Annotated in this window: 34 protein-coding genes and 1 tRNA gene; 33 read left to right on the top strand and 2 right to left on the bottom strand. The window is 54.7% G+C overall.

The features are described 5' to 3' along the window. The first annotated feature begins 23 nt into the window (after positions 1-23). The 14 genes from ACR0NN_RS07050 to ACR0NN_RS06985 are packed head-to-tail and all read left to right on the top strand — an operon-like array spanning position 24 to position 9,840. Positions 24-374 (top strand): hypothetical protein, encoded by a 351-nt coding sequence (locus tag ACR0NN_RS07050; protein WP_480684241.1) that lies wholly within the window; start codon positions 24-26, stop codon positions 372-374. After that, on the top strand, positions 358-2,127 hold the full coding sequence (locus ACR0NN_RS07045) for a terminase large subunit (protein WP_480684239.1): 1,770 nt from the start codon (positions 358-360) through the stop codon (positions 2,125-2,127). The genes ACR0NN_RS07050 and ACR0NN_RS07045 overlap by 17 nt, the downstream gene beginning before the upstream one ends. Beyond that, positions 2,127-3,347, top strand: coding sequence for a phage portal protein (locus tag ACR0NN_RS07040; RefSeq protein WP_480684237.1), 1,221 nt, complete (start codon positions 2,127-2,129; stop codon positions 3,345-3,347). Before ACR0NN_RS07045 ends, ACR0NN_RS07040 begins: the two co-directional genes overlap by 1 nt. Beyond that, positions 3,337-3,930: an HK97 family phage prohead protease gene (locus ACR0NN_RS07035; RefSeq protein WP_480684235.1), complete on the top strand. Its 594-nt coding sequence runs from the start codon at positions 3,337-3,339 to the stop codon at positions 3,928-3,930. The genes ACR0NN_RS07040 and ACR0NN_RS07035 overlap by 11 nt, the downstream gene beginning before the upstream one ends. A gap of 58 nt (positions 3,931-3,988) precedes the next feature. Next, on the top strand, positions 3,989-5,251 hold the full coding sequence (locus ACR0NN_RS07030; protein ID WP_480684233.1) for a phage major capsid protein: 1,263 nt from the start codon (positions 3,989-3,991) through the stop codon (positions 5,249-5,251). Between the two features lie 57 nt (positions 5,252-5,308). Continuing rightward, the gene (locus tag ACR0NN_RS07025) at positions 5,309-5,494 is read left to right on the top strand and encodes a hypothetical protein (RefSeq protein WP_480684231.1); all 186 of its coding nucleotides are present in this window, start codon (positions 5,309-5,311) and stop codon (positions 5,492-5,494) included. Beyond that, the gene (locus ACR0NN_RS07020) at positions 5,491-6,066 is read left to right on the top strand and encodes a head-tail connector protein (RefSeq protein WP_480684230.1); all 576 of its coding nucleotides are present in this window, start codon (positions 5,491-5,493) and stop codon (positions 6,064-6,066) included. Before ACR0NN_RS07025 ends, ACR0NN_RS07020 begins: the two co-directional genes overlap by 4 nt. Then, on the top strand, positions 6,063-6,392 hold the full coding sequence (locus tag ACR0NN_RS07015) for a phage head closure protein (RefSeq protein ID WP_480684229.1): 330 nt from the start codon (positions 6,063-6,065) through the stop codon (positions 6,390-6,392). The genes ACR0NN_RS07020 and ACR0NN_RS07015 overlap by 4 nt, the downstream gene beginning before the upstream one ends. Then, entirely contained in the window at positions 6,389-6,796 is a 408-nt protein-coding gene (locus ACR0NN_RS07010; protein ID WP_480684227.1) for an HK97-gp10 family putative phage morphogenesis protein, read from the top strand. The genes ACR0NN_RS07015 and ACR0NN_RS07010 overlap by 4 nt, the downstream gene beginning before the upstream one ends. Then, complete coding sequence (locus ACR0NN_RS07005; RefSeq protein WP_480684225.1) at positions 6,786-7,187, top strand: DUF3168 domain-containing protein; 402 nt, start codon at positions 6,786-6,788, stop codon at positions 7,185-7,187. Before ACR0NN_RS07010 ends, ACR0NN_RS07005 begins: the two co-directional genes overlap by 11 nt. Positions 7,188-7,218: 31 nt before the next feature. Beyond that, positions 7,219-7,614 (top strand): phage tail protein, encoded by a 396-nt coding sequence (locus ACR0NN_RS07000; protein ID WP_480684223.1) that lies wholly within the window; start codon positions 7,219-7,221, stop codon positions 7,612-7,614. A gap of 2 nt (positions 7,615-7,616) precedes the next feature. Then, positions 7,617-8,009: a hypothetical protein gene (locus ACR0NN_RS06995; RefSeq protein ID WP_480684221.1), complete on the top strand. Its 393-nt coding sequence runs from the start codon at positions 7,617-7,619 to the stop codon at positions 8,007-8,009. An 8-nt stretch (positions 8,010-8,017) separates the two neighbouring features. After that, the gene (locus ACR0NN_RS06990) at positions 8,018-8,197 is read left to right on the top strand and encodes a hypothetical protein (RefSeq protein WP_480684219.1); all 180 of its coding nucleotides are present in this window, start codon (positions 8,018-8,020) and stop codon (positions 8,195-8,197) included. Beyond that, positions 8,197-9,840 carry a hypothetical protein gene (locus ACR0NN_RS06985; protein ID WP_480684218.1) on the top strand — a complete coding sequence of 548 codons (1,644 nt, stop codon included), beginning with the start codon at positions 8,197-8,199 and terminating at the stop codon, positions 9,838-9,840. The genes ACR0NN_RS06990 and ACR0NN_RS06985 overlap by 1 nt, the downstream gene beginning before the upstream one ends. On the opposite strand, the gene ACR0NN_RS06980 is transcribed toward ACR0NN_RS06985, so the two are convergent. Beyond that, entirely contained in the window at positions 9,837-10,115 is a 279-nt protein-coding gene (locus tag ACR0NN_RS06980; RefSeq protein ID WP_480684216.1) for a hypothetical protein, read from the bottom strand. The two genes, ACR0NN_RS06985 and ACR0NN_RS06980, sit on opposite strands and share 4 nt — an antisense overlap. A gap of 49 nt (positions 10,116-10,164) precedes the next feature. Between ACR0NN_RS06980 and ACR0NN_RS06975 the strand changes: the two genes are divergently transcribed. The 19 genes from ACR0NN_RS06975 to ACR0NN_RS06885 all read left to right on the top strand — a co-directional run bounded on the left by ACR0NN_RS06975 (position 10,165) and on the right by ACR0NN_RS06885 (position 20,836). Next, positions 10,165-11,415, top strand: coding sequence for a hypothetical protein (locus tag ACR0NN_RS06975; RefSeq protein WP_480684214.1), 1,251 nt, complete (start codon positions 10,165-10,167; stop codon positions 11,413-11,415). Next, on the top strand, positions 11,408-13,162 hold the full coding sequence (locus tag ACR0NN_RS06970; RefSeq protein ID WP_480684212.1) for a hypothetical protein: 1,755 nt from the start codon (positions 11,408-11,410) through the stop codon (positions 13,160-13,162). Before ACR0NN_RS06975 ends, ACR0NN_RS06970 begins: the two co-directional genes overlap by 8 nt. After that, on the top strand, positions 13,159-13,578 hold the full coding sequence (locus ACR0NN_RS06965; protein WP_480684210.1) for a hypothetical protein: 420 nt from the start codon (positions 13,159-13,161) through the stop codon (positions 13,576-13,578). Before ACR0NN_RS06970 ends, ACR0NN_RS06965 begins: the two co-directional genes overlap by 4 nt. 119 nt (positions 13,579-13,697) lie before the next feature. Then, positions 13,698-14,048, top strand: a complete 351-nt coding sequence (locus ACR0NN_RS06960; protein ID WP_480684208.1) for a hypothetical protein — start codon at positions 13,698-13,700, stop codon at positions 14,046-14,048. Then, the gene (locus ACR0NN_RS06955) at positions 14,036-14,302 is read left to right on the top strand and encodes a hypothetical protein (protein WP_480684207.1); all 267 of its coding nucleotides are present in this window, start codon (positions 14,036-14,038) and stop codon (positions 14,300-14,302) included. The genes ACR0NN_RS06960 and ACR0NN_RS06955 overlap by 13 nt, the downstream gene beginning before the upstream one ends. Next, positions 14,302-14,592, top strand: a complete 291-nt coding sequence (locus ACR0NN_RS06950; RefSeq protein ID WP_480684205.1) for a hypothetical protein — start codon at positions 14,302-14,304, stop codon at positions 14,590-14,592. The genes ACR0NN_RS06955 and ACR0NN_RS06950 overlap by 1 nt, the downstream gene beginning before the upstream one ends. A gap of 12 nt (positions 14,593-14,604) precedes the next feature. Next, on the top strand, positions 14,605-15,018 hold the full coding sequence (locus ACR0NN_RS06945) for a M15 family metallopeptidase (protein WP_480684204.1): 414 nt from the start codon (positions 14,605-14,607) through the stop codon (positions 15,016-15,018). A 10-nt stretch (positions 15,019-15,028) separates the two neighbouring features. Beyond that, positions 15,029-15,292, top strand: a complete 264-nt coding sequence (locus ACR0NN_RS06940) for a hypothetical protein (protein WP_480684202.1) — start codon at positions 15,029-15,031, stop codon at positions 15,290-15,292. Beyond that, entirely contained in the window at positions 15,289-15,504 is a 216-nt protein-coding gene (locus ACR0NN_RS06935; protein ID WP_480684200.1) for a hypothetical protein, read from the top strand. Before ACR0NN_RS06940 ends, ACR0NN_RS06935 begins: the two co-directional genes overlap by 4 nt. A gap of 81 nt (positions 15,505-15,585) precedes the next feature. Further along, positions 15,586-15,876: a hypothetical protein gene (locus tag ACR0NN_RS06930; protein WP_480684198.1), complete on the top strand. Its 291-nt coding sequence runs from the start codon at positions 15,586-15,588 to the stop codon at positions 15,874-15,876. Between the two features lie 3 nt (positions 15,877-15,879). After that, positions 15,880-16,950, top strand: a complete 1,071-nt coding sequence (locus ACR0NN_RS06925; RefSeq protein WP_480684196.1) for a hypothetical protein — start codon at positions 15,880-15,882, stop codon at positions 16,948-16,950. Continuing rightward, on the top strand, positions 16,947-17,267 hold the full coding sequence (locus ACR0NN_RS06920) for a DUF7768 domain-containing protein (protein ID WP_480684195.1): 321 nt from the start codon (positions 16,947-16,949) through the stop codon (positions 17,265-17,267). The genes ACR0NN_RS06925 and ACR0NN_RS06920 overlap by 4 nt, the downstream gene beginning before the upstream one ends. Before the next feature lie 147 nt (positions 17,268-17,414). Further along, a complete protein-coding gene (locus ACR0NN_RS06915; protein ID WP_480684193.1) occupies positions 17,415-17,567 on the top strand; it encodes a hypothetical protein in 153 nt (50 codons plus the stop codon). A 1-nt stretch (position 17,568) separates the two neighbouring features. Further along, complete coding sequence (locus ACR0NN_RS06910) at positions 17,569-17,949, top strand: hypothetical protein (RefSeq protein WP_480684191.1); 381 nt, start codon at positions 17,569-17,571, stop codon at positions 17,947-17,949. A gap of 10 nt (positions 17,950-17,959) precedes the next feature. Continuing rightward, on the top strand, positions 17,960-18,415 hold the full coding sequence (locus tag ACR0NN_RS06905) for a hypothetical protein (protein WP_480684189.1): 456 nt from the start codon (positions 17,960-17,962) through the stop codon (positions 18,413-18,415). A gap of 8 nt (positions 18,416-18,423) precedes the next feature. Continuing rightward, positions 18,424-19,815: a hypothetical protein gene (locus tag ACR0NN_RS06900; protein WP_480684187.1), complete on the top strand. Its 1,392-nt coding sequence runs from the start codon at positions 18,424-18,426 to the stop codon at positions 19,813-19,815. Beyond that, positions 19,815-20,141, top strand: coding sequence for a hypothetical protein (locus ACR0NN_RS06895; RefSeq protein ID WP_480684185.1), 327 nt, complete (start codon positions 19,815-19,817; stop codon positions 20,139-20,141). The genes ACR0NN_RS06900 and ACR0NN_RS06895 overlap by 1 nt, the downstream gene beginning before the upstream one ends. A gap of 122 nt (positions 20,142-20,263) precedes the next feature. Further along, positions 20,264-20,653 (top strand): thermonuclease family protein, encoded by a 390-nt coding sequence (locus ACR0NN_RS06890; protein ID WP_480684183.1) that lies wholly within the window; start codon positions 20,264-20,266, stop codon positions 20,651-20,653. Between the two features lie 3 nt (positions 20,654-20,656). Then, positions 20,657-20,836 (top strand): hypothetical protein, encoded by a 180-nt coding sequence (locus tag ACR0NN_RS06885; protein WP_480684181.1) that lies wholly within the window; start codon positions 20,657-20,659, stop codon positions 20,834-20,836. 334 nt (positions 20,837-21,170) lie between these two features. Here the strand turns inward: ACR0NN_RS06885 and ACR0NN_RS06880 are convergent. Then, positions 21,171-21,247, bottom strand: a tRNA-Pro gene (locus ACR0NN_RS06880). Positions 21,248-21,306 lie beyond the last annotated feature (59 nt).

Here is a 21,306-nt window from a genome sequence, read left to right as displayed (position 1 = left end):
GACGTCCCAGGCTACCGCAGGAGGTGGCGAAGATCACCGGAGCGGTTGCAAAGAACGCTGGACGCTTCAAGGATCGCGCTGACCCTAAAGTCGAAGCGGTTGGTAATCCACCGGCTTATCTCGATGCCGAAGAAAAAAAGGCATGGAAGCAGTTTAAGTCCGAGATGCCGTGGCTGGGCGCATCCGATCGCGTGATTTTGGAGATGGCTAGCCGCGTCCGCGCGAAGATGGTTGAAGGCCCGTTGTCGCTGACGGCAATGACGGAAATGCGCCAAATCTTGAATGCTATGGGAGCAACACCGGCGGCGCGCAGCAAGGTAATGGCACCACCTAAGCCGGAAGAAGACGACCCAGCCGATGAGTTCCTTAACTGATCCGGTCACGGCTTACGCCAAGGCCGTTGAGTCCGGGGAAATCGTTGCGGGACCACACGTTCGGGACGCCTGTAGGCGGCATTTGGACGACCTGCACACCGCTGGGGATCGCGGATATTACTTTGACGCGGAAGCTGCTGAGCGGTTCGCTCGTTTTTGTCGAACGGTTCTAAGGCTGAGCGAAGGCCAGTTTGACGGAACGCCGTTTGAATTGCACCATTCACAGCAGTTTATATGCGGTTCGATCTTTGGGTGGAAACGCAAGAAAGACGACAAGCGGCGGTTTCGTCGGGCGTATCTTGAGCAAGGCAAGGGAAACGGAAAAAGCCCTATGGCTGGGGCAATAGGCCTCTATGGGCTGGTTGCTGATGGCGAGGCAGGGGCACAGATTTACAGCGCTGGAGCCACGAAAGAGCAGGCCGGTATCTTGTTCGCCGATGCGGTTAAGATGGTGGATCAGTCGCCTAGCCTGGATAGTAAGATCCGACGCAGTGGTGGGCCAGGCCGAGAATACAATCTGGCGCACTTGAAAAGCGGTTCATTCTTTCGCCCGGTATCACGAGAAACGAAGAAAACGGGCTCGGGGCCGCGTCCGCACTTTGCGCTTTGTGATGAGGTGCACGAACACCCAGACGGCGGCGTGATCGAAATCCTTGAGCGTGGCTTTAAGTTTCGAGAGCAGCCGTTGCTGGTGATGATTACAAACAGCGGGTCCGATCGGCAAAGCATATGCTGGCAGGAACGCAAACACGCGGTTGCAGTGGCAGCGCAGGAAGTCGAAGACGATACGACGTTTTCGTATGTCTGCGCGCTGGATGAGGGCGACGACCCATTCGAAGACCCTAGCTGCTGGATTAAAGCAAACCCTCTGCTCGGGGTGACGATAACAGAGGAATATCTAGCGCTGCAGGCCAAGCAGGCGCGGGACATTCCGGCGAAGGCAAACGGCATTAGGCGGCTGCATTTCTGCGAATGGACGGATGCAGAAAGCGCCTGGATTAGTCGGGCAGCGTGGGAAGCCATTGAAGACCACACACTAAACATTGAAGACTTCAAGGAGCAGACTGCGTATGCCGGACTGGACTTATCGGCGAAAGCCGACCTTACGGCCAAGGCGCTGGTTTTCCCCGATGGGTTCACTGATGAGGGCGACCCGAAATTTGCCGCGTTTGTTCACGGGTACACGCCAGCGGACACGATGAAGGCGAGAGCCGAAAAGGACGGCGCGCCCTATGATCTATGGGCTGAGGCCGGATTTATTACCGCCACGCCCGGCAAAAAGACCCGACTGGATTACGTTGCTGCGGATCTGATTGACGATAGTGCCGCCTATGACTTCGAGTTCGTGGCGTATGACAATTACCTGATTGCCGATTTCGAGGCGGTGGTCGGGGATATGGGCGCTGATTTACCGATGGTAGATCACCCGCAGGGCTGGACGAAGCGAAAGCGGGAAATTGACGGGCAGGAAATAACGCTCTGGATGCCCGGTTCGGTTGATGAGTTGGAAACTCTCATTCTTGAACAAAGAATACGGGTTCACGTGAACCCAGCGCTGCGATCGGCTGTGTCCGGTGCAACGTTTGACACTTCGCCTGCAGATTTGCGGCGCTTCACGAAACACAAGGCCGCAAGGCGTATCGACATGGCTGTTGCGCTGGCAATGGCGGTCGGTGCTGCGACGGCGCGGGATGATAACGGCGAAGATCCGACCCCGTGGGACTTGGACCCTGAATTTAGTCTGGTGGATTGATGTTCGGATTTGGCAAAAACAAACAGCCTGAAGAGCGCGTAACCCAGGCGACAGATGATTTCCGTGTCTTGGTGGGCGCGGGCCTTCTTGGGAACATGACCACAACAACTCAGGTTGTTAACACCACTACGATGCTTCAGGTTCCCGCAGTCTGGGCGGCCGTGAACTTTATCAGCGGCACAATCGCGGGCCTGCCACTTCACGTCTATCAGCGAACGCGGGATGGCCGGAAGCGCTCACAAAGCCCCATCTCAAAGATACTGCACGACAACGTTTCAGACGAAATGACGTCATTCACTTGGCGCAAATACACTTTCGAACGAATTTTAACGCAAGGGCGCGCTTTTACGCTGATTTTGCGGGATGGTCGGGGCCAAGTTCGTGATCTAGCTCCGCTGAATCCGACGAATGTAACGGTGGAGCGTCGAGACGGTCTTACGTTCTACATCTACAAAGAGAATGGCCGTGATCGGGTTTATGAGGCGGCGGACATCATTGACCTGCCTTTTATGCTGAAAGACGACGGATTGGCGCATTTCGGGCCAATTTCAGCAGGCAAAGAGGCGATCGGGCTGGGCCTTGCTGTGCAAGAGTATTCGGCGCGGTTCTTCGCGAATGGCGGGGTTCCTCCTTTTGCCGTAACTGGCAACTTTCAGGGCGGCAAAGCCTTAAATCGGGCTTCAGACGATCTGCAGGAGGCGGTGAAGCGCGCTGCCTCAGAAGGCAGGCAGGCCCTTACACTGCCCAATGGCCTGGAAATCAAACCGATCGGCAGCGACCCGGAAAAAATGCAGATGCTGGAGCTGAATCGCTTCTGTGTCGAGCAGGTGGCGCGGATTTACTCTATTCCGCCGACATTCCTGCAGGACCTGACGCATGGAACGTACAGCAATACAGAACAGCAGGATTTGCACTTTGTGAAACACACTCTGAAGCGGTGGGTCGAGCAGTTTGAACAAGAATTGAACCTGAAGTTATGGGGTCGGAATAACAACCGGCTTTTCGCGGAGTTCAGCATGGACGGCCTTCTGCGCGGTGATGTGAAAACCCGCTTCGAGTCTTACTCGGCAGGCGTTCAAAACGGCATTCTGATGCCAAACGAGGCGAGGCAACTAGAAAACCTGCCCCAGCAGGAAGGCGGTAACAGCCTGTTTATCCAAGGGGCAACAGTTCCGCTAAGTGAGGCGGGTCAAAACCCAGGAGTAGACAATGACGTGTGAACAGCGCGGAAAGTGGGTGCGACTTCCCGTAGAGGTTCGCGCCGAAGATGACGGCTTGCGTGTCGAAGGGTACGCAGCGGTATTTAATCAAGAAACAGATATTGGCGGATACTTCCGCGAAGTTATTGCCCCCGGTGCCTTCACAGATGCGATTGGCCGGGATGAAGTGGTTTTTCTGTTCAACCATAACAGCGATACCGTCATGGCTCGCACTTCGGCGGGCAACCTAACACTTGAGCAGGACGACCACGGCCTACGGATCGACGCCAAGCTGAGCGACGATGACCCAGACGTGCAGCGCCTTACTGCCAAGATGCGGGCTGGAAACGTCAATAAGATGTCTTTTGCATTTATGCCTGAAGTTCAGGAGTGGGACGACAGCGAAGACGTGCCTTTGCGCACAATCAAGCAAGCTGCTCTGTTCGACGTCTCGGCAGTAACTGAGCCCGCATATGACGGCACAGAAATTGGCCTGCGGAGCCTGAAGGATTTCCGCGACAGTCAAAAGAAACAGAATTTCAACGCGGTGCGGTTGCGCCTGCGTATGAAAGCAGACCTCACGCAGCGAGAGAACGGGCACTGAGCCCTATCAACCCGGCCCGCCGTGATGGCGACGCCTAGCCCATAGATGGAGACTAACCATGGCTACCATTAAGGATCTGCGCGAGAAGCAGCTAAATATTGCTACTGAAGCGCGCAGCAAATTTGAAGAAATCAACGACGACACACCGGCAGAGCGCGCCGCAGATATTGAGCGTGAGTTCGACGCCATGATGGCGGATCACGATAAGATCGGCGAAAAGATCGAGCGTATGGCGCGTCTGGAGGCTGCAGAGCGCAGCCTGGACGAAGTTGTGGACGCCCCTAAAGGTCAGAACAAGCGCGCAAGCGGTGCTGACAACGGCGAAGAGCGTGTTTCGTATGAAGACGCAGTGATTTCGTTTATCCGCGCTCGTGGCAACGAAGCGCTTTTGACCCGCAACGAGCAAGCTGTTCTTCGCGGTAACTTCCAAGACGTTGAAGTTCGCGCACAGACTGCAGGCTCTGATTCCGCTGGCGGTTACACGGTTCCAACCGAAATGGCGACTTTCATTGAAAAGTCTCTTGCGGCTTGGGGTCCGATGGCTAATGAAGCGGCTGTTTCGGTCATCCGCACCGCTGGTGGTGGTCAAATCACCATCCCAACTGTCAACGACACAGCGCGGGTTATTGCAAAGACTGCCGAAGGCGTGACCCTGACTGATGATGGTGGTTCGGATGTGACGTTCGGTGAAGCGACTCTTGACGCATACGCCTATGACACTGAGTGGTTGCGCATTTCCAAGCCTCTGCTGGATGATAGCGCATTCCCAATCACTCAGTTCATTGGTGAGTTGTTGGGCGAAGGTCTGGCGCGTCGCGTTAACACCGAACTAACCACGGGCGATGGCACCGGCGATCCAAATGGCGTTGTCACCGCGTCTGCGGCTGGTGTGACCGCTGCAGGCACAGCCGCGATTACCTCTGACGAAGTTATCGAACTGATGCACTCGGTTGATCCGGCTTATCGCATGGCACCGAAGGTTGCCTGGATGTTCAATGACTCGACTTTTGAATATCTGCGCAAACTGAAGGACGGCCAGGGCAACTATCTGTGGCAGATGGGCGATGTTCGCGCGGATGCACCGGCAACCCTTCTGGGCAAGCCTTATTGGGTCAACCAAGCGATGGCGTCGCTTGCTACCGGTCAGCGCACCATGCTGTTCGGTGACTTCGGCAAATACTATGTCCGTATGGCTGGTGAAACTCTGCTGGGTGTTATCCAAGATAAGGACTTCTGGCCGGGTGTTGGTATCGCTGGTTACAAGCGGATCGACGGCGAATTGGCCGACACCGCAGCAATCAAGCACTTGGTTCAAGCTTAATCGGCTTTCTGAGAGGGCGGGTGACTGCCCTCTTTCTCAAGCCGATTGGAGGTTTTCATGGTCAAGATAAAACTCGCTGTTTCCCGCATTGGGCCGGGTGGTTCCTTTGTTCCAGGTGACGTAGTTGAAGTGCCTTCCGACGAGGCTGAGCGCATGATTGCGCGCAAACAAGGAACTATTCTGCGCACCAAGTCACCAGAGCGCGCCGTTAAGCGCTCAAAGGCTGAAAAGGCGGTCAAGTGACACGCGGCCTGCTTACCCTCAATACAGGCCCCACACAGGAACCTGTGGGCCTAACCACTGCCAAGCAACACTTGCGGGTGGATGGTTCAGACGAGGACGTGCTGATCCAGTCGCTTATTCGATCGGCAGTCAAAACCGTTGAGCTGGATACAGGAAAGGCGTTGACCTCTCAAACCTGGGATTACAAGGTTCAGGGGCCTTCCGGGTGTGTTCGTCTGCCGCTATCGCCGGTGTCGAGCGTCAGTTCTATGTCCTACTTCGACAAGGATGATGTTTCGCAGGCGCTGACTGTATCGGATTTCTATCTTCAATCCGATCAGGATCGGGCATGGGTTGAGCCGAAAGACGGTGTAAACTGGCCCTCGATGCAGGACCGGGCCGACGCGCTAACGATAACGTTTGTAGCTGGTTTTGGTATCGCCTCTCAGGTGCCGGAAGAGTTCAAGCAAGCAATCTTGCTCTTGATCGGGCACTGGTTTGAACACCGCGTTCCAGTCGACAGACGCATGGTAAGCCTACCATTGGCCTACGATCATTTAACCTCTCAGCAGCGTGTCGGGTGGATCGGATGATTGGAAAGATGTCCGAGCGGATCACGTTTCAAGGCTATTCCGAGGTGTCTAACGGTGCTGGTGGCTTCACTAAGACATGGGCCAACCTTTCGTCTGTACCGTCGGTCTGGGCGCATGTGGGGCCGAAGCGCGGCATTGAAGGGCTGATCGAGGGGCGCATGAATGCCTCCGCAACCTATGAATTCACTATACGAGAGCGTTCAGATCTGAACGAAACGATGCGCATTCAATGGCGCGGCGAGAATTACAATATCCGGTCAATCATGCGCGAAAGCCCGCGTTCAATGTATTTGAAGATTGAGGCTGAAAGGGGCGTTTCAAATTGAAACCTACAGTCACAATCACCGGCGTAGATGACGTCAACAACCTACTTTCTAAGGTAGCGCCCCGGCAGGCAAATAACATCATGCGCGCAACCATTCATGGCGTAGCGGGCGAAATCCGAAACGACGCGAAGAAATGGGCACCAGAAGACACCGGCGACCTCGTGGACTCAATCAAAGCCAAGCGGGAGCGTTTGAAGTTCGGTGTAATCTCTTCAACGGTGCGCGTGGGTGTGTTCTACTGGCGGTTTCTTGAATACGGGCAGGGGCCTGATGGCGTAGAACATGCATTCTTCATGCGGGCGGTCGATAAGTTCCGGCAGAACCTGAATAAGTATTTCCTAGTCCAATTCGGCAAGAAATGGGAGGCGGCGTTGAAACGCGCCGCAAAACGAAATGGGCGTTGAGGTTGAAGCCCAAAGGGCGCTTTATACCCGCCTCAACGGTGCCTCGATCGGGGCTGGCGTTTATGAGGTCGTACCCCAAGCACCAGATGGCGGCGATGACAGCCCATTTCCTTATGTGACCATTGGTCGAACAATCGTTTCTGAGCTGGACACGCAGACAAAGAATGGCTTTGCGGTACAGATGCGTATTCACACATGGAGCCGAAGCGGTGAAATGCTTGAATGCAAGGGTATTCAGGGGGCGATGTACGCCGCGCTGCATCGGGCTGAATTGACGGTCACCGGATTCAATAACTTCTCGCTCCTGCGTGAAGATACAGACTGCTTTCTTGAGAAGGACGGCAGAATTCATGGGGTTTGCGAGTATCGCGCCCTTATCGAGAGCGCTTAGCTCGAACTAGCCCCATAGATGGAGATTAACCATGGCAAAGGCAGCAGGACGCCTGTGCGTCATTAAGAAAAACGCCACCACGATTGCGGGTGGTCGGAACGTCGGAATTACCGTGAACGGAACGCCGATTAACGTTGAAGATCAGGGTGACAATGGCGTTGCGACGTATCTAGCGGATGTGATGACGGGTCAGTCGCTTGAATTGACGATCGACGGATATGAAGAGGACAATGTACTTCGGGATATCTCGCTGGGTGCGGTGTCGGGAAAATTCATGACAGACCTCTCTTTCGAATTCCCCAACGGTGACGCAATCACCGGTAATTTCGTTATGACGGCGTATTCTGAAACTGGCGCTTTCGAGGATGGTCAGACGTTCGATTGCACCTTCGGCAGTGATGGCACCTGGACATACACCCCGGCATAATTATGAGAGGATTTGAGCCCGTTACCCTCAGTTGGAAGGGTGAGAACTACACTATTCCGGCAAACGAGCAGATGTCGTTAATTGCGACAATTGAGGACGCCCTGACAGGCGGCACAGGGGTGCAGGCGGTCGTTCTGCTTACGCAGCCTGAAGGCATTTCTCACCTGCGTTTATCACGCGCTTATGGCGCTGCTCTGCGCCACGGCGGCGCAGATGTGACCGATGAAGATATCTATCTCAGCATCATGAACGATTTTGCTGAAGGTAACGCTGAGGTTTCGTTGAAGCTTCAGGCAGCAATGATGGGGTTGCTGGCGATCGTGGCACCGCCTGTAGCGTTCGCCTTGTCCTTTGGTGACAGTAAAAAAAAGTCGAGCGACACGGACCCGGGCTAGTTCGATCGATGCATGACCTGGTGGTTAGCCGGGGTTGGGTCGATGCGTTTGATTTCTGGCGCATGACGCCCGGTCAAATCTGGTGGCTCATTGAGGCTAAGACGCCCGCTCAGATCGTAGAGCGCGCCCGCGATATGTCGGAAGTTGTCCGAATGGTGAAATCCGCAAAAATGAAAGATCCGATGTAATGGCAAAAGTTGTAGGTGACATTGCTGTAACCGTCGGCGCGGATGTTTCCGACTTCGTTGACGGTATGAAGCGCGCAGGCAAGTCGGTTACGGGTTTTCAGGGCCGGTATGCGCGCATGGGTGAAAGCATCGCCCGGAGCGCTGCGAAGGTGGGTGTAGCGTCTACGGGTGTTGGTGTTGCGATGGGCGCAATGGCGAAAGCAGCCGTAAACGCGGGCGCTGAAATTGAGCGCTTAAGCCAAATCGCCAACAGTGCCCCGGAAAGCTTTCAATTCATGGCCGCAGCGGCTGAGAAGGTCGGCGTTGGGCGAGACAAGCTTTCGGACATCTTAAAAGACGTCAATGACAAGATCGGTGATTTTCAGGCAACGGGTGGCGGTCAGCTCAAAGATTTCTTTGAGGACATCGCCCCACTTGTCGGTGAAACCGCAGAGTCTTTCAGGGATCTATCGGGAACGGAGGCGCTTCAAAAATACGTATCGATCCTTGAACAAGCCAACACTCCGCAGTCTGAGATGATTTTTCACCTGGAAAACTTAGCATCGGATGCTTCGGCGCTGATACCAATCCTGGCAAACAATGGCCTGGAGCTACAGAGGCTCGGAAGCCGAGCCAAAGAAGCCGGGGCCATCATGTCGAACGATGCCGTCAAAGGCGCGTCCGATCTGCAAGTTGAGATGGGTTTACTGGGCGACTCTATGCGCACCACTGTGAACACTGCGTTTCTTGAGAATAAAGAAGAAATTCAAGCGATCGTTGATCTAATCAATAACGGGCTTATCCCGGCAATCAGTAAGTTGGTCGGATTTCTCGGGACCGTCGCTGAAGGATATGCGAAGTGGGGCGAAGCTTACCAGACACTGCGTTCGAATTTGGGCCTAAACTTCGAAGAGGTTCAACCTGGTCAACTTCCCGCAACCTCCATAACCCCCGGTGCTGGTTCGATCACGGATCAATTCGGTGGCAACTCAAATAGCCCCATCAATAGCCTGTTTGGCGGCGGTGGCTCTGACGAGGTTCAGGGTGGGCAGGAAGGCGATATGCTAGGGCTTGGTTCGCCCGATGCTCAGCAGGAGGCTTATGACGCGTCCTTAAGTCGGCTGAATGACTTCCTATCGCGTCGGGCAGAAATGATAGTCAACCATGCTACGCGAGAGGTTGGTGTTACATCAGACACCGCCAACCAGATTCAGCAGATTGAGGGTGCAAAGTTTTCAGGCGGTCTGTCTAATGCTCAGGGTTTCTTTAAGACCCTCGGAACGCTCACTAAGGGAAACAGCGAAACACTTCTGAGAATTAACAAAGCATTCGGCGTTGCTCAGGCTGGTGTTTCTACTGCAGTCGGAGCGGCAAAAGCTTTAGAGCAGCCGTTTCCTTTGAGCTTGGCCGCGTTTGCGCAAGTTATGGCGACCGGCGCGCAGGCCATTTCGTCAATCAAGTCGTCATCGCCGGGGAATAGCGGTATTGGCGGCGGCGGTTCGTCCACCCCTTCGTTTACTCAAGCGCCACAGAGACAAGAAACGTCTCAGTCGCGCGTTGTTGACCTTCAATTGATCGGAGGCATTCCACCGGAATACGCCCGCCAAATGGTCGAAGCGATCAATGATGCTGTTGGTGATGGAGCGGAAATCAGACTGGTTTAGTCGTTAACGACACAACGCGCGGAAGCAACCTTATCGGCGTTTTCGGTCCTGACCCTGACCGTAGTCGCGAGGTTGTCAGTGGTCCAGGTATTCGATGCGATTAAAGCTCCACTGGCGTCGTAAACAGCACAACTGACTTCCTGGTCTTTGACCGTGCCCTCTAAATACACGGTGACAAAGTTACCCCTAATCTCGTGCCCGGCAACCTTCACCTCTGCGAACTCAGAAGCAAGCAGCGCCGTTGGCGCGAGGGCGGCAAATAGTATCCGTTTCATAACCTTAAGATTTGAGGCTTGGCGCAGAATGTCAATGTGGGAAATCTGAATGTCAGTGTTCTTCGAAACGGGGTATTCGTTGCCAAGTGGTGACGAACCCTTGACCCATGCGCGAATTCTACACGCCCGCAACTGGCGCAATCCGCATGCTTTCAGCACGTCTCCGGGAAACCCAGATTACCCGGTGTCGGCACTGTCGAACTCGTTGACATATGAGGTCTGGCGTCCGTTTGAGAACACGTTGCCAGACACTGTTGACCTCGGCGTCGGCTGGACGGTCGAGGATGTGACGGTTGTCGGCACAAATGTGATGGACGAAGGCACCACGACAAACTTTCACAGCCTTTCTTATCCCGTCACGTTTACGGCTGATGGCTGGGTTTTTGGTGTCATTGTTGAATCGATCGACTGCCCCGAGGTGTTTCTGCATACCTTCGACGGCACCACTGTTTCACGCCGCTGGTTTAATCTGACTGATGGAACAGTCGGAAGTGGAACGGGTGGAGCCACGGACGCCGCAATTCGTGATCTTGGGAATGGTCGTTATTTGTGCCGCATTATGGTGACAGCCGTTGCCGGAACTGGGTTTGTCAAAATCCAGATGGGCGAGGGCGGCGAGTCCAATAACTACACCGGCGAAAACCGTCAGCTAAGGGTCATTAGCACCTTTGCGCACACGGATCAGGCGTTTCTAACGATGCGCAATCTGGGCGCGAAGGAAGCGGACGTGCTCTGCATTGCCGGGCATAACATCGGCTCTCGTGGTGGTTCGATTGTCTTCTCTCACGATGACAACGGTGACGGAAACTTTACCCAGATTGAAACCATCACGCCTCTGGATGACAGCCCCATAATGCTCATCTTCGATCCAGTCACGTCTGAGGATTGGCGCATCAGAATTGACAACGCGGCGATGCCACAGGCTGCAGTGGTGAAGGTCGGTAAAACGCTACAGATGGAGCGCCCGATTTATGGTGGGCATAGCCCCTTGGACTACGGGCGGCGTACCGAGTACCGAACGAACGTGTCCGAGACAGGCGAAACCTTGGGCATTACCAAGCAACGCACCTCTCTTACAACGTCCTATGAGTGGCAGCACATCAGCGCGTCGTGGGTGCGTAGCAATTGGGGAGACTTTCAGCGGGCTGTAGAGGATGACACCGTATTTATTGCTTGGCGTCCCGATACCTTCGGAGAGGTTGGGTTCGGTCGGGTGACCGGCACACCTTCGGCTTCAAACATGGGTCTGCGGGATCTGATGACAGTCGGGTTTAGTTTCCAGGGCTATTCCCATGACTGAAACGACCGTTGGGCGTGAAACGGTTCAAATCGTTGAGCTGCTGCAGCCTTTCTGTGCGAATACGTTTGGCGTGGCCCCGTGCACAGCCAGCGGGCCAGATGACCTGAAATGCTACAACACGCGAGGGACTTGCCAGGACGCGGAGAACTTTAGCCTTGGCACACCGTTAAGCCTGTTCTTTTCGCGTGGCCATGTTGCAGAGCGGGACGTTCCCGGTGCTGGCTACATCTTCCCGTATCTAATGAGCGTGTCGACTGCCCCTACAAAGATCAATCTGGCTGGCTCTGACGGGGATGCCCAGGGCATCGGGCAGCGGGCGGTTTGCACAATTACATTGAAGGATGCACCCCACACAGACAGGATCGTTGACCCTTACATTGATGGCCGTTCTTGGAACCCTATGGATGGCACAAGGGGCACGTTCTGGTCTCGTTGGTTGGCGCGCAACAAGTACCGCACAAACTTGCAGATCGTGGTCTATGAAGGATATGCGGGGCAGTCGTTGTCAGAGATGACAAAGCGCCGGTATTTTCTGACCGACACGCCGCAGTTTTCCAAGGACCGGATTACCTTCAAGGGTAAAGACCCACTTGCACGGCTAGAAGAACGCAAAACCCAAATACCCCCGGTTAGCCCTGGATTGCTTCACACAGGCATCAGCGCGGCCTCTTCAAGCTTTGAAGTTACAAGGTCGGTAGAGGCTGACTATCCGGCCACCGGAACGCTTCGCATCAATGATGAAATTATGACCTACACGGGTCGTTCCGCTAGTTCAAATGGAGTGACATTCACAGGCGTTACAAGAGGAACGGATAACACATCAGCTACATCTCATAGCGTTGATGACGCTGTGCAAGAGTGTCGACGTTACTCGAGTGTCAGTGTCGATGAAGCGCTTGAAAGCATCTGCCTTGAAGCCGGGATCGATGCGGCGTGGCTTGATACCGCAAATTGGGCAACTGAAATCTCGGATCACCGCAGTCTCTACGACTTGACGACACTGGTGACTGAACCGGAGGCAGCAACGTCTCTTGTTTCGCAGATTCATGAGCAATGCGGTGTTTATATTTGGTGGGATGAGCGGGACAGCCTAATCAAGCTCAAGGCCATTCGCGGCATCGACTTTACTCCCCCATTGCTGACCGATGGGGAAAACATCAGGGCCGATAACTTCAGGATCGTAGAGAAGCCAAAGCAACGCGTTTCCCAGACATGGATTTACTACAACCAGACGGACTTTACGAAAAAGTGGGACGACCAAGAGGCCTATCAGCCGCAATTCGTTCTCGCTGACCTAGACAGTGAAACGCCCGAGAAGTACGGCGAAAAATCTATACGAAAGATCTATGCGCGCTGGCTTCCAACAGCGGCACTTGCGCAAACCACGGCGTCAAGAACCATCACACGTTACACGGACGTACCGCGACAAGCGATATTTCAAGTGGACGCTAAGGACAGGTCGCTTTGGGTGAGTGATGTGTTCACACTGGAGCACTACCTGGACGTGGATCAGTACGGCGCGCGCAGGCAAACGAACTGGACGATCATTTCTGCAGAAGAAAAACGGCCCGGTGAGGTCATCGAGTACGTGGCCGAAGATACGACCCTCAACGGGCGCATTTACTACATCATGGCGGCTGGCACTGCGGATTATCCCGGCGCAACCGCTGTTCCCTTCAGAAACGCATACATCGGCGATGCCAGCGGGCTTTTGTCTGATGGCTCAGACTGCGCGAGGATCACATGACCTGGACCACAATTGATAATGCGGACATCGATACAGATAGCCCGGTTACTCAGCCCTTGATGACCGCTTTGCGCGACAATCCGATTGCTATTGCGAATGGGGATGTTGGGGCACCGCGTGTTGTGGTGGCGGCGCTATCAACCGGTGATGTTGCAGCCCGAAACGATTGGATCAGGCTTGGATATGCGCCAACGCAACACAATGAAGTAGGGGCTCTCTGCCTTGCCCGGAACCTAGACGGCGGTGACACGCAGGCACCTAACGAAACCGTTGCTGGTTCCAATCTCGACCCATCCAATGCGGCTGGCACGGACGGTGGTTATGCGAACCTTTCTGGAACGTGGCGCACCTTGGGTTGGGCCAACAGCGGCAGCACGAGCGACACTCAAACAACGCTCTTTATTAGGGTTTCCTGATGGCAGAAATAGAATACAGAAACCCGAAGCGTAACCGCTTTGGGAGCATTGATTGCGAAATCAACCATCCTGATCTTGGGTGGATTCCATTCACTGCTGACCCGAGCGACAGTGTTGCAATGGGGCGTGAGCTTTTCTCAGCCATTATCGCTGCGGATGCGGATGAAGGTAGCGATGTGACCATTGCTGAATACGTCGCACCAGCGGCCACACCTGAACAGGTTAAAGCCGAAGCAAATCGCCGCATAATCGCAATCTGTCCAGAATGGAAGCAGCGTAATCTGCTTGCACAGGCAGCGATACTGAACCGTAAGCCAATGTCGGAATGGACCGCTGAAGAGAAGGCCCAGGTTGAAGCTGGCGATGCGATTTGGGCCAAGGTCGAAGCCATCCGCGCCAAGTCCGGCGAGATTGAAGCGATGGCCCCCATTCCGAGCGACATTAAGGACGACGCGCTGTGGAAAGGCTGAAGGGCTTCCTGTTCGAGCTGTTCTCGGTCTTTTCGCGGCTCATGAACGTTATCCGGTTCCTGCTTACCGGCAGGGGCTCAGCAGACGTCACCCTCTCAGCAGCATCGCACATAGAAGAACTGGCCATAGAGCGCTGGATTGACGGTTTCTTTCGCCTGTTCGGAGAGAAAGACCACTGCCGAAAGTGGTGGGAATGGGAAGTACAGCGCTCACGCCGGAATATAGAGCGCCACGAGGCAGGGGAAGACTACTAATGGGCGGAATGAAAGAGCCTTGGCACTTAGATAAGCGTGTCCCTTTGGCGCTTATACTGACCATTCTAGGCCAAACGGCTTTAGCTGGATGGTTTGCGGCATCGGTAGCAAGCCGAATTGACACGCTTGAGCGCGATGTTGAGCGTCAACGCATCGTAGACATGCAGCAGACTGAAGCCATTAACCGGGCAGAGCGCCAAGACGTCGCCCAAAGCCAGAAGCTGGAAAACATTCTGGACATTGTTGAACGCATGGATCGCCGCTTGGAGCGGCTTACCAACCAACCCTAGAGGTCACCTCACATGACATTTAGATTTTCTAAGCGCTCGCTTGAGCGCCTTAAAGGTGTGCACCCTGACATTGTGGCGGTCATGAATTTCGCCATTAAGGAAACACCAATTGACTTCACCGTTCTGGAAGGTCTGCGCAGCGTTGAGCGGCAGAGAAAGTTGGTTCGTAACGGCGCGTCCAGAACAATGAACAGCCGCCACCTGACGGGCCACGCGGTTGATATTGCTCCCTATGTGGACGGCGGTATCTCATGGCATTGGCCGCACTATCACACGTTGGCTCCGGTCGTGAAGCGCTGCGCGGAAAAGCTGGGCGTAGAGCTTGAGTGGGGCGGCGACTGGCGTTCCTTCAAGGACGGTCCGCACTGGCAACTGCCTTGGAAGGTCTACGCCAAAGACGACATGACCTCGAAAATTCACGCATAAGGAAATCACCATGAAACTCGCTATCCCCGCCCTTGCGGCGGCTCTTTTCGTGTCGGCATGTGCCGAATGGACCCCACAGCAAAAGCAGGCTCTTGTGGCCGCTGCATTGACCCAGATTGACGTTCTGAACGCTCAGGGCATCGACCCTATCAACGCATCTCCTGAAACACAGGCAATCATCGCTAGCGGCTGTGCCGTTGGTGGCATTGCTTATCCCGGATACGCGCAAGACTTGGCAGACGCCTGCGCGGTTATTGGAAAGGTAGCGCAATGATTGACGAAAAGTTCATCCTGAAATCAAAAACCGTCTGGGGCCTCATCATTACGGTGCTGCCTCAACTCGCGCTGTTGCTCGGTGTCGATTTCACTGCAGACGACGCCAAGGAACTGAATGACCTTGTGTTGGAGCTTGTAAGTGTTGTCGGGCTTATCCTAACGGCTGTTGGTCGTTTCACAGCCAAAAACAACCTGACGCTCAAGCTCTAACCAATCACACTCTGTGATTTCAAAGACAGGCTCTGGCTGCACCTGAACAACGCTCAGCCCAACCCGGAGGGGAAACTTACCATGAGATTGATTGCAACAACGGCTTTGGCCGTCCTTTTGGCGTGTCCGGCTTGGGCGCAGAACTGTGCACCACGAGAGAACGTTCTTAAACGCCTTGCGGAAACCTACGGTGAGACACGTCAAGGGATTGGGATCGCGCGGCAGGGCGCTGTTATGGAAGTCTTCGCCTCTGACAGTACCGGTAGCTGGACAATTACGGTAACCCTTCCGAACGGGCTAACTTGCCTCCTTGCTTCGGGACAATCTTACGAGTCGCTGAACGAGGCGATCGCTGAAGGCGACCCGGCGTAAATCATGGCAAATCCAACAGGTGAGAAAAAGGGCATCCCATTAGAGCGGATGATTGAGGTGTTCAATCAGACCGGTAGCATCAATGAAACATCGCGCATTCTTGGTTGCAATCGTCGCAACACGTCGCGCCGTTTGACAAAAGCGTATGACAGCGGGGATGAACGGATTAACCCCGATTTGCTGTTTGCAGACAGGATTCCTAAAGGGTTAATCAAAGAAGACCTTGCACGCGCCCGGGTAGAGCTGGGCCTGAGAAACGAAGCAAAGGCAAACAAGGGTGATTGGCGTAAGCCCTCGCTGATAACCAAATGTGGCACCGGGCCGATTATCCTTGGCTTGTTCGGTGATCCGCACTTAGACAATCCAGGCACTGACCTTGATCTGTTCGAGGAAGAGGTAAGCCGATTAGACCCGTCACAGCGCATATACGGGGCCTGTGTCGGTGATATGTTCGACAATTGGGTCGGACAGCTACAACGGCTGTACAAGGACGCTGCAACCCCTTCGGCGGCTTGGACGCTGTTTCAATACTGGATGGAAAACCATCCATTCCTATTCGCCATCTCGGGCAATCATGACCTCTGGGCGAGTGGAACGGCTGACTTCCTTGTGGAGTTCATGCGGAACAAAGGAATTCTATTCCGTCGCTCTGGCGGGCGGTTCATTATCGACCTTGGGTCCGGGAACCCTATCACGGTTGCGATGCGGCACATCTGGCAAGGTAACAGCCAGTATTCCGAGGCGCATAACTTAAAGCGCGCGGCCACATTTGGGCACACCGATGACGACGTGATTGTCGGGGGCCACTTCCACAAAGGTGAGTGCCGGGTGCATATCCGCCCCTCTGACCAAAAGGTGTCAAAGCTGGTTGCTGTTTCGGCTTTCAAGCGGCTGGACGACTACGCAAACGACCGGGGCTTTATGTCGGCTGACACTCCGCCCGTTGTCTGGATGGTTCTGGATGATAGGGAACCCATAACCTCACACACCCGCGCTCAGTTTTTCTACGACTTCAATACTGCGCGGGCAGTTCATCAGCACCAGATGAGCAAAAACGACTTCGAGACAGCATGAGACTGGTAATAGTTGAAAGCCCCTTCGCGGGCGACGTTGAGGCAAACATTGAATACGCGCGCCGCGCGGTTCGGGATAGCCTTGGACGCGGTGAGGCTCCAATAGCTTCGCACCTTCTCTACACCCAGCCCGGCATTTTGGACGACGACATTCCTGCAGAGCGCCAGTGGGGCATAGACGCAGGGCTTGCTTGGCGAGAGGTCGCGCAAGCCTCAGTGGTCTACACCGACCATGGCATTAGCACAGGCATGAAATACGGCATTAAGGCCGCTGAAGAGGCAGGAATTCCGATTGAGTATCGAGCGATTGACGGGTGACCGGCCCGAAGCCGTTGAGACAGTCAAGTTTATCGACGGGAAGCTCACGATTCACAGGGACCATGAACTGATTGCAGTCGTCGTCCTGAACAAAGGCCAAGGCCACCAACTGATTCACGAAATCAACGACTGGCTGAGGTATCCGAAATGAACACCAACACCCCAAAAGTAAAAGTGCAGATGTTCGGTTTAGTGCGGGACAAGGACGGCAAGCCTCGCATTGACGGTAACCCCAACGACTTGCCGGAACCAATCAAAGCAATGCTCACAGAGGATGAGCGCAAAGAGTTAGGAATCTAAAATGGCTATCACACTGACAACCGGCGCGCGTAACGCCGCAATCGATGCTGTTGTCGATTTGGTTGACGTAGGCTCGACCGACGCAACTGGCGACCTTGTTATCCGCACAAGCGGTGACGTTGAGGTTGCAACCCTGGCATTCAGCAACCCGGCCTTCGGTGCTGGTGCGGCTGGCGTAGCGACTGCAAACGCTATCTCCGATGACACGAACGCAACCGGCGGCACAGCGGCAAACTACATCGCGCAGGACCGCAACAACGCGGAAGTCTGGGAAGGCTCTGTTGGCACCTCGGGCGCTGACCTTAACCTGTCCAGCACGACTATCGGCGCGGGTGACACGGTTTCTGTTTCGTCGCTGACAATGACAATGCCTGCATCTTAAGGGGGCGCTTATGGCTTGGCCATCACAGGCGCTTTCCCTGCAAAAGGGATATGACCGCGCCGCTAACCAAATCGACAGCATTAACCGGATTGCTCAGAACAACCGGGCGGCTATGGCGGCTGGCCCGGTGACTGCGCCTTACATCTTCGCGCTTGCTCAGAACCTGATAGGGACTTGGCGGGTGCTTGATGAGGTGTCCAAGCTGGCCGGGATTGATGCGTATATCTCGACGCAGGAACACGGTGGGCGAACTGAAGCCGAGGTCACTAAAGATTTTGCTGACATCAAAACCGCCCTCATGGCGGCGTTTGCAGAAATCACGACAAAGGCACCGACTGACGCTGACGGATACCTTCTGACCACGCGGCTAAACCCGGACTTTACAACTACTGACCGTGAGTTCGACGTCGCTACAACTGAAACCCTGCGCGGGCTATTGGATGCTCTTGTCGCTCTGATTGACTGAGGTGAGCCATGGCCGCACCTGTCATTGAAGCGCAAACAGCCTATATAGGCTCGTCGGACAGCACGTCGCACATCGCAAATGTGCCATCTGGTCTGGCGTCGGGTGAGTTGTTGGTTGCGATTGTCAGTCCTGACTTTACTGCAACCATTACGGAGCCTGCCGACTTTACAGAACTGGTTAACAGCTCGGCAACTCAGTTGAGATTGGGCGCATTCTATTTAGAGGCCGACGGAACCGAACCAAGCACATACACGTTTACGCTTGGCTCTAGTGAGCCGTGTATCATTACGATGTTTCGGATTTCCGGCTGGGACTCCGCAGCGTCGATTGTTGTAGGGGGTCCAAGCTCCAGCGGCACCACAACCACCCCAACTGCACCAGGACTTACGACAACTGGTGATGACAGCCTTGTCCTTCATTTCAATACACTTCGGGGCGGCAGCAGAACCCAAACTCCCCCGGCAGGGACGAATGAAGAACAGGACAATTCCGAAGGCCCCGCGAATGACAGTGGTGTTTGTCAAGCGGTAGCTTCCGAAGTCGTCGCGACAGCAGGCTTACTGGCTGACTCAACATGGACTCTTTCCTCTTCCACTCGGGCGCTGTCGGCCTCTATTGCGATTGAGCCTACAAGCGGTGGCTCAGGAACAATTACCGGAACCGGCGCGGGTACACTCACAGCAGTTACAAGCGCGGGCACAGGATCGGTTGCAAGTACCGTAACAGGTACGGGGGCCGGGACACTTCCGAGCGCCACAGGTGACGGAACAGGTGAAATCACCAAGACCGGAACCGGAGCAGGTGACTTACCTGCGATTACTGGAACCGGAACAGGGGCCGTAGGCGGCGCAATCACGGGAACAGGTGCGGGGACGCTTTCAAGTGTTACCGGAGCGGCGACCGGCGAAGTTGAAAAGACGGGTTCGGGCGCTGGTACGCTTCTCACCATCACGGGGGCAGGCTCTGGCGTTATAGGGCGCACTGGTACCGGGGCAGGGGATTTACCTGCCGTTACTGGCGCAGGCTCCGGGATTGTTGGGAATGTCACCACAGGAACAGGGGCAGGAACGTTACCTGCAATAACCGGGGCTGGTGTTGGTGAGATAGTCAAAACGGGTACCGGGGCTGGTGTAATACCCAGTATTACCGGAAACGGTGCTGGAACCCTTGGTCGTACTGGTTCAGGTGCGGGCATATTGGCGGTTATCACCGGGTCCGGCACTGGAACCGCCACTGGGGCTATTACAGGGGCTGGGGCAGGGATTCTCCCAGCAATTCTCGGCTCAGGCACAAGCCCAAGTCAGAGGCTTATCTACCGCAGCGGTTCTTCCTCAACAGTCACCAGTGGTAGCCGGTCTAGCACAGTCACAATCAAGAGACGTTCAAGTGAGGTGGGATAATGGCCTTTGAAGTAGAACTCAAACAAGGCGACAAGGGTGTTTCTTTTCAGGTGTCCCTGGTGCTGCCAGATGGAACTGATGTTTCCTTTGTTTCTGGCGACGTGGCGACGTTAAAGGTGCGCCGGTTAGGTGAATCGACAAACATGATTGAAGCCGCCATGGACAAGGATCTGGACGCTAGTACCTGTTCCTACGAATTCACAGACACCGATACGGCCACCCCCGGTGAATTCGAGTCTGAGGTAAACGTCGTTTTTGCCAACGGGCGAGACATTACGTGGCCCAAGCGAGGTAAGTACAACTTCCTCATAGACCCCTCTCTATAAGCCTCCCTCCAACTCGCCCCGGCTTCGGCTGGGGCGTTTTTTTGTCTTTAGAAATATGTAAAGTCAGGGGTTTTTAACGCTTAAACCGTGCAATTCTTCCACTGAATCACTATATTACAAGCATGATACGGTTAGCTATTTGTTTGGTAATTTTCGCAACCGCCGCACAGGCTCAGTTGCATGTCAGAGACGCGGACACAATCGTTGTTCAAGGCACTCCGGTTAGGCTGAACGGCGTTGACGCGCCCGAACTCGGCACCCGCTCAGGGCAGAACGCCAAGCGCTGGATGATTAACTATCTTCGCGGCAAATCTATCGAGTGCAAACTGAACGGTGAACGCACCCATGACCGATACGTTGGTGTCTGTTACGCTGACGGGCAGGACATCGGGGCCGCTGTAATCGCTGCAGGGCATGCCTTAGACTGCCGTAGATACTCGGGTGGCAGATACAGGCACCTTGAGACACCACCAGCTAAATCACGGCTCAGACGGGCCAAGTATTGTAGGTGAGATATGAGCGAACTCGAAAAGCTGCGTGAAGAGAACAGGCGCTTGCGTGAAGAGCTTCGCAAGTGGGAAGAGGCGCACGTAAAGCTTCTCGAACTGCAATTCGAACTCAGCGATGACGACGGCGCTGCATATCACGACTGGCAGGACGCTAAAGAGCGACTAAAACGCAAATACACCGACTGAGCCATAGAACCCCACCCTATACCTCAAGGCACCCCCAACCTATAGAACTGCCTAATCCCCACAGGACGCCTGCCACAGTGTGAACACCGCATACGGTTCAGTATGTCGTGGAACGTCGAATCCGGCCCCAGCTTTTCCAGCAACTCACCCGGCCAGAAGTCCCGGCCCCGGTGACATATCCGATCCTCACAGCAGACGTGCAGCCCGAACCCCTCGGGGATATCGGCTATGGGTAGGGGTAGGATTTTGGTCATTTTACGCGGGTTTTAGTTACGTGTAACAGAAACTCGGGATTTTCGAGAGGCTTTGTTTCAGCCTAAGCTTTTGATTTTATTGGTCGGAGTGAGAGGATTCGAACCTCCGACCCCTGCCTCCCGAAGACAGTGCTCTACCAGGCTGAGCTACACTCCGACCGTGGCGGGTGATCTATACTCGGTCTTTTGGATATGCAAGCGGGATTCTGGGCGAGG

It is taken from the genome of Ruegeria sp. BA2 (genome assembly GCF_056539605.1).
The sequence above is the reverse complement of the archived record's forward strand: the minus strand, read 5'-3'. Positions and strand labels throughout refer to the sequence as shown.